This window comes from Streptomyces sp. NPDC043870 (genome assembly GCF_056435785.1).
In genome coordinates this window covers 1-4,851 of record NZ_JBWKDT010000107.1, presented here as the reverse complement: position 1 = coordinate 4,851, position 4,851 = coordinate 1, and the positions used below count along the sequence as shown (strand labels likewise).

3 protein-coding genes and 2 pseudogenes are annotated in these 4,851 nt (G+C 63.5%); 4 read left to right on the top strand and 1 reads right to left on the bottom strand.

The annotated features are described in order from the left end of the window. Window positions 1-92 precede the first annotated feature (92 nt). Both AC0699_RS39260 and AC0699_RS39255 read left to right on the top strand, forming a co-directional pair. A pseudogene (locus AC0699_RS39260) lies at window positions 93-552 on the top strand (transposase); the annotation flags it as partial. 239 nt (window positions 553-791) lie between these two features. Beyond that, window positions 792-1,259: an ATP-binding protein gene (locus AC0699_RS39255; protein WP_478671333.1), complete on the top strand. Its 468-nt coding sequence runs from the start codon at window positions 792-794 to the stop codon at window positions 1,257-1,259. Window positions 1,260-2,043: 784 nt separating this feature from the next. Here the strand turns inward: AC0699_RS39255 and AC0699_RS39250 are convergent. Next, window positions 2,044-2,469: an ATP-binding protein gene (locus AC0699_RS39250; RefSeq protein ID WP_478671329.1), complete on the bottom strand. Its 426-nt coding sequence runs from the start codon at window positions 2,467-2,469 to the stop codon at window positions 2,044-2,046. A gap of 653 nt (window positions 2,470-3,122) precedes the next feature. On the opposite strand from AC0699_RS39250, the gene AC0699_RS39245 reads away from it, so the two are divergent. Beyond that, window positions 3,123-4,013: a LysR family transcriptional regulator gene (locus tag AC0699_RS39245; protein WP_478671324.1), complete on the top strand. Its 891-nt coding sequence runs from the start codon at window positions 3,123-3,125 to the stop codon at window positions 4,011-4,013. A 301-nt stretch (window positions 4,014-4,314) separates the two neighbouring features. After that, window positions 4,315-4,601: pseudogene (locus AC0699_RS39240) on the top strand (transposase); the annotation flags it as partial. Window positions 4,602-4,851: the final 250 nt, after the last annotated feature.

Here is a 4,851-nt window from a genome sequence, read left to right as displayed (position 1 = left end):
CCCAAGACCGTCCCACCCATGCAAAACCCCCGCTACACTCCCCACCGCCAGGCCGTTGACCAGCAGAAATACAGAAGTCCGGCTGGAGTACTAGCACCCAGGGCACCGACGCCGGCGAGAAGATCGTAGGCCGCAAGCGCAGCATCGTCGTGGACACCCTCGGCCAATTACTGCTGATCATGGTGACGGCGGCCGGGGTCTCCGACAACGAGGCCGGCAAGCAGCTACTCACCCAACTCGCCGCCACCCAGCCCACCATCACCAAGGCGTGGGTCGACACCGGTTACAAGACCCAGGCCATCGAACACGGCGCCACCCTCGGTATCGACGTCGATGTCGTGCCCAGGAACACGAATGCCAAGGGCTTCTCGGTGCTACCGCGGCGCTGGGTGGTAGAGCGCAGTTTGGGGTGGATCATGATGCACCGTCGACTGGCCCCGCGACTACGAGACCAAACCAGCCCACTCCGAGAGCATGATCCGCCTCGCGATGATCTTTAGCCTGGCGAAACGAGCAACCGGCGAAAGCGCCATAACCTGGCACAATCCATGAACTAGCACGCACTCAAGCGGGACGTCCTCTGATGCGGGCGACACATGCTCCCGCCACCGCTGAAGGTTGCGATTGCTGCCGGAATGCCGCCGCACACCACTTCCGGCACCACAACCAACCTCTACCCGACCCGTTGTGAATCAGACAGCGCCTGTGTTGCTTTTGCGCCCCGCCTGGTTCCATAGCTGATACCGGACCGGACCAGCTGGCTCGCGGCGGCGATCTTAGGAGATGGAGCGGTGGACAGCGCATTCGTAGAACTTGTTTCCGAGCGGGTCGAGATCTGGATTGAAGGGAGGCAGGCGTCTCTTGTCCGTGCTCGAACCGCCTGCCGCCGCCTCGCTGGGAACGCCGGGTGGCCACGTGCGGCTCAGGAGGATCTAGCCCTGGTAATGTCGGAGCTGGTGACGAATTCCTGCCGACATTCATCAGGACCTTGTCGAATGAGTGTTGAGGCGTCAAGTGACGCAGCCGTGATCGAGGTATGGGACAGTGATCCATATATTCCGAGTCTGTCTTCCATATCCAGCGCTCCGGAACTCAGAGACGGTGGTTACGGACTCGGTATCGTGGCCGCCCTGTCGGAGTGCCTCGATTTCTCTCCTCAGCAGATAGGCGGAAAGACAGTCCGGGCCGTCGTCGTTCCACAGCGGTGGCGTAAATATGGTCGTGCCGCCGGCGACCTGCACGGCTTCAGCAGGCTCTGACAAAGTGCCTGGGCCCAGGCGGCTCTATGGCCGCTGATTGCCCTACAGCGCCGCTACGATCTTGACGCGTCACTTCAGGCGGTGGACTTCGGGGCGCATGCCCCAATGGTTGAGGCGGAGTCTGCCTGGGGGTTGTCCGTTAGGTCTGAGGGACTGCGGGATGCTCGCTCGTGCCGTGATCTGTCCCGAGAGCAAGGTTTTGAAAGCGGGCGCACTGTGGAGGACCTGATAGACGGCGTCGCCCTTGAGCGAGCAGTCGCGGAGGATCTTCCAGTTCCTCATCCGGCGAAGACATGCTCGAACGAGCGCCCTAGGCCGTGTCTGACAAATCCCGCCTGGCGCGCGACGCCCGGCACGCACACTCGCTGCGTTGTCGGAGTCATTCAAGGACGTCCAGTACGAGGATGATCCTCCGCCTTGCGATTGCACGCACCGGACGCCGCGCGCCCCGCCTTGCGGGCGGACGGCGCCATTTGTCAGACACGGCCTAGCCTTGCGGCGGGCTTCCTGCTGCGCGGTCAGCTCAGGTTGTCGCCGAGGTGGGGGACGAGAGTGCCGGAGCCCAGCCCAGATGGCCGGCGTCGGCGATAACCGGGGCATTCTTGACGAGCCGGTTGGCGCCCAACCTGATGTAAGCCAGGAGTCGTGGAGCCTGCTGGGCGGGCGGCCGACCGTGACGACCAGGCGGATGTTGGCCTCGAGTCAGTAATCGCAGTGCCGTCCACGGTCATCACAGTCTTTGTCCGGGTTCCGACGGTGCACCGGCGCCAGGGCAAGGTCTGCATCAGTCGGTCAGGCTGAGGACGAACCAGATGACCTTGCCATGCTTAAGGCGGCGCTCTCCCCATTCCTCGGCGAGAGCCTCCACGATGGCCAGGCCCCGTCCGTGCTCTTCGTCCTCGTCGGATCGTCGGGGACGGGGGAGCAGGGGGTCAGGGTCGGCGACTTCTACACGCAGGTGCCGTGCTTCTCGGCAAACACGAAGACAGATGCAGGCATCAAGCCCGTTGGGTGCGTGGGCATGGGTTGCCGCGTTGCTGAGAAGTTCTCCCGCGAGCAGCGTCGCGGGCTCGACCAGATCGGCGAGCCCGGCACTTTTGAGGACTGCGGCCATTCGATGCCTCAGGTCTCGCACGCTGGCCAGGTCGGTGCCGGTACTCGCATCCATGAGGGCGGTGCCGGTCTGGTGGCGGTGGGTCGTAGTCGTCATCACGACCTCCGGGTAGCTGTCATGCAGGTCGCGCCAAATGTTGCGATCTGGGCTAGCCCCATGCATCCGAGGTACCACGTACACGACTACGGATTCCGCCGGACTACGTATGTGCGCACCCCGGCTCAGCTCCGGGAGCGATCAGAACATCACGGCTATTCATCAGGAATTCTGGTGACTATCATCCGGACTCGGCTGACCCTGCCCGCCTGGAGCATGTCCGGCTGCCGTCATGCGCCATGTTTCACGTGACATTGATGTGAATCTCGGATCGTTATTGACGTGCCACCTCAAGGTTGTTGATGATTCCGACACAACTTGGCGCCGGTCAGACCACCCCGCCCGGCGCCAACCAACAACCGCAATCAGGATCGGGCGGAGATGTCTGTCAAGTAGCAGTGCGCATGTTCCCGCCAGGGTCCGAGCCTTCGACGGGACTTTCGAACTGCAAAGCACGGCAGGTACCTCGTTATGGTCGGCTTCAGCCCAACCGGGAATGGAGCTTGGGTAGCGGTGTCCGCGTACTGCGTGAGCTGCGCTGTGCATTGCCTTGGCCAGACCATGGCTTACGCGGACAGGAACGGGGTGACGGGGCTGCCGTGGTCGTCGGTGACGAGTAGGCGCGGGAGGGTGAGGCAGGTTGCGTGGCGGATATGGACGACCTCGACGTGCGTCTGCTGCGATCTTTTCTGATGGTTGCGCAGGAACTGAGCTTTACGAGGGCAGCCAGACGGCTCTTCCTCTCTCAGCAGGCAGTCTCATCCCACGTGCAGTCCTTGGAGTCGATCTTGCGTGTGCAACTGTTCGAGCGAACTACCCGCCATGTGCGCCTGACACCTGCGGGACGAGTGATGCGTGACCAAGTGTGTCTGGGATTGCAGACCTTGGACCGAGCCATCGGTACGGTGCGACGTATCGGGGGGGGCGAGACCCTCATCATGGTGGGACACACTCCGGATGTGGCCCATCGCCTCCTGCCTGAAACTGTGGGCTTGTTGGAGTGCATTGCGCCAGGACTGCAGATCCGCAGCATGGAATGCAGCGAGGAGACCTTGTGGTCAGCTGTCCTGAGTGGCCAGGTAGACGTCGGAGTCGGATTCGAGCTTAGTCCGGCCGGCCCTGGTCTGGCCGAGAAGGGGGTGGGCCGCGAACCATGGCGCGTCGTGGTCGGCCCCAACCATCCGCTCGCCTACCGCCAGCGGGTTGCGATCGCCGATCTGGCCAAACACGAATGGCTGTGCTGGCCGCGCTCCAGCCACCCTGGGTACTGGAACGCAGTGCACAGCCTGGCTGCCGCCCTGGAGCGCATCCCACCCATCCGGGAGGTGTGGCTGAGCTTGGCCTACGCGCGTCTGTGCAGGATGGACGCGGTGATGCTTATGCCTGCATCGAGCACCGCGCATCTCCCCCGAGGGCTGGTAGCGCTGCCCCTGGAAGCCTCACCAGTGGCTGGTTATTCCGTCGTATGGAACCCTAATGGCCCGCCGCCATTCCTGGATCTGCTACTGGAGGCCTTCGGCGAAGCAGCTGGTCAGCTCACGTAGGCCAGCGTGCCTGCAGCTACCGGATGCAAGCTCGCGGGAGCCCGGAAGATGCCTGCCCGACGAACCAGTAGCCCGCGAGCAGCAGCGTAGTTGCCTCCTACGACGGCCTGTGACGGCTGAAGAGCCAAGCCCCGGCCGATGGTCGTGTTGAGTGAGATCACCACAACCAACGACGGTGGGCTTCGCCACGTCACCACCCCACTGACCAGCCTTTATGGCCCTTCAGAGGCAGGATTGAGGATGATCCTTTGGAGTGGATACCCTGACAATGGATCTTGATGGTCCAGGGAGGGATGTCCACGTGGGACACAAGTCTCCGTATTCGGAGGAGTTCAGGAAGGACGCGGTCGCGCTCTACCGTGCCGCGGCCGGGAAGCGGACGTACGCGGCGGTGGCCGCAGAGCTCGGCATCACCGCGGAGTCGCTGCGGACGTGGGTCCGCAAGGACGAAGCCCAGGCCGTGCCCGGACGCCACGACGCGGGCGGCACCGAGGTGGAGGAGCTGGCCCGGCTGCGGGCGGAGAACGCCCGGCTGCTGAAGGCCGAGAAGGAATGGCACCTCGAGCGCGAGATCCTGCGCCGGGCAGCTGTTGGGCGACTCTCTGTATGAGCATGTAGGCAGGGGTTGGCGACACGCACGGTGGACATGAGTGTTGATCCTGTTGGGCGGTCTGAGTCTGCTTCATGTGCGACGACACGGTGGGTACGAAGGCTCGTGGGGGAACCTGATTGTCGGCTGCTCCTAGCCTCGATCTTTCTTGACGGTCTGCCGACGGAGTCGGCAGACCGTCGTGCGTTCTGTGGCTGGCGAGGGCAGCGCGGAGGCCCGACTGTCGTG